Annotated in this window: 1 protein-coding gene; it reads right to left on the bottom strand. The window is 48.6% G+C overall.

What is annotated here, in order from left to right:
- The coding region (locus E0D70_RS17445) for a beta strand repeat-containing protein (protein ID WP_133013539.1) at positions 1-2,111 on the bottom strand (2,111 nt) is incomplete at both ends.

The following is a 2,111-nucleotide window of genomic DNA, read 5'->3' as shown; positions in this document are numbered from 1 at the left end:
GGAACACCGCTTCGTTTGCGTCGGTATCTGTCACACTCAAGGTGCCCGTCGCTTGCGCTGTTGTATCTTCTTTCACAGAACCCGTATCCGCGCCTGTGATAACCGCAACATCGTTCGTGCCCGTCACTGTAATGGTAATCGCTTGGGTATCCGCTGCACCATGCTCATCAGTCACTTGAATAATAGCTTCTACCGTAGCTGTTTCACCTACTGGAAGAGAATCGTACTCTGTGTCTTTTGGATCAAATGACCACGTACCGTTGTCGAAATCAAAGGTTAAGCCCGCTGGAGCCTCCGCTGGCGCGCCTTCAGAGTCAACCAAGCTGTAAGTCAAAACAGAGCCATTATCGACATCCGTCGCACTCACTGTACCAGAGATGATTTCCCCACCTTCAATCGCAGTTAATGTGTCTGTGGTAACTAAATTGTCGAACGTCAATGAGCTTAATAAGTAATCATTGTCATCTGAACCAGATGCATCGGCCTCTGCATCGTACGTCGCCGTAAAGACAATCGTATCAAACGCTACTAGGCCACCGTCCGTATCTGTAATGCTCAATGTACCCGCACTGTTGGTTGTGTTATCACCATCAGTAAAGGTATTAGTCCCCACCTCTTCACCATTGGAATAGAAGGTGTAGGTCGCGGTTTCCATTCTATTTAACCACGCAAAAGAGGCATCAACCGAGGTCACCTCATCATCAAAGGTCACGACAATCGCTTCCTCGTTGGTAACCGTTGATCCAATTTCTGAGGTTTGATCAGACCCATTCGTCGTATTAGCACTAACACCAATACCATCATGATTGGTACCACCGGTAACCGTGGACAATGCAGTTAGATCACCTTTGACCGTACCGTCTTCATTGATACCAAGATAATGACTGTATCCTGTTAACGTATAACCATTCCCGGACACTGAAGATTCTCCAGCAGTCACATCATCCACTGTGACTGTGGCACCCTCGGTTACACTCAATACTGGTGCATCGTTTACCGCATCTACCGTAATATCTAATGTAGATGTCGCGCCTGTATTCGTTGTATACGTGATCGTCGGTACAGTGCCATTCCAATTATCTGTCGGCGTAAAGGTATAGCTTCCATCAGCACTCAAAACCAATGTCCCAACTGTTACAGTGGACGTAGATTCATTGCCATTATTACCCGTAGTAGTCACATCTTGAGTAATAGCGACCGAAGTATCTGTACCATCATTATTAACTGCATAGGTACTATCGTCACCTGAGACAGTTACACTTACCACCGCTAACGAATTATCAACATCACTGTCATTCGTTAAGATATTCCCCGACACAGAGGTGTCTTCATCAGTCACTGCGGTATCTGCAAGAACAGAAGCAAATGCTGTCGCCGTTGTTGTTGCTTTATTACCTGCAGCGTCGCTGATTTGCGCGGTGATCGCTTCTTCTGGATTGAGCTCAACCGTCACTTTGCCCGCCGCAATTTCTTCTGCAGACAAGCTGTATTCTTCACCGTTGATGGTTAACGTATCTGTTGTTGCATCGAAGTCGTCTGGCACGCTAATTGTCGCTGTCACCGTTCCGTCTTCGCCCAACTCAGCAGCGTTATAAACACCATCTTCGTTCATGTCTCCCGCTATCGTAATCGTTGGCGCTTTCACTTCCGTATCTAAATCTAACGTATCCGTTTTAGTCGACGTGTTGCCCGCGTCATCAGTTGCTACGGCGCTGACGGTAATTGTACCGTCGGTCAGATCGCTTAGGTCCGCATCCGCCACACTCCAGACGCCGTCAGTTTGTGTCGCATCCACAACCACGTTGTTGGTGCCATCACTGAACGTCACTTTCACGGTTTGTGCATCCGCGTCCACGCCACCCAAGGTCACGCTAACAGAGTCCGCTTCACCCGCGTTGGTGATCTCGTCGCTTGACGCCACGGTCACGCTGAAGTTGTTGTCAGTGTCCGCGCTCGTGTCTAAATCTAATGTATCGGTAGTAGTAGAGGTATTGCCCGCATCGTCGGTAACGGTGGCAGTTACTGTCACATTGCCGTCGTTCAAAGTAGAAAGGTCGGCGTCCGCAACAGACCAAGTACCATCATCGTTTTGGGTCGCTTCAACGACCACA

The sequence above is a fragment of the Marinomonas flavescens genome, assembly GCF_004352835.1.
GTDB lineage: Bacteria > Pseudomonadota > Gammaproteobacteria > Pseudomonadales > Marinomonadaceae > Marinomonas > Marinomonas flavescens.
This window is presented reverse-complemented; position numbering and strand designations above follow the sequence as displayed.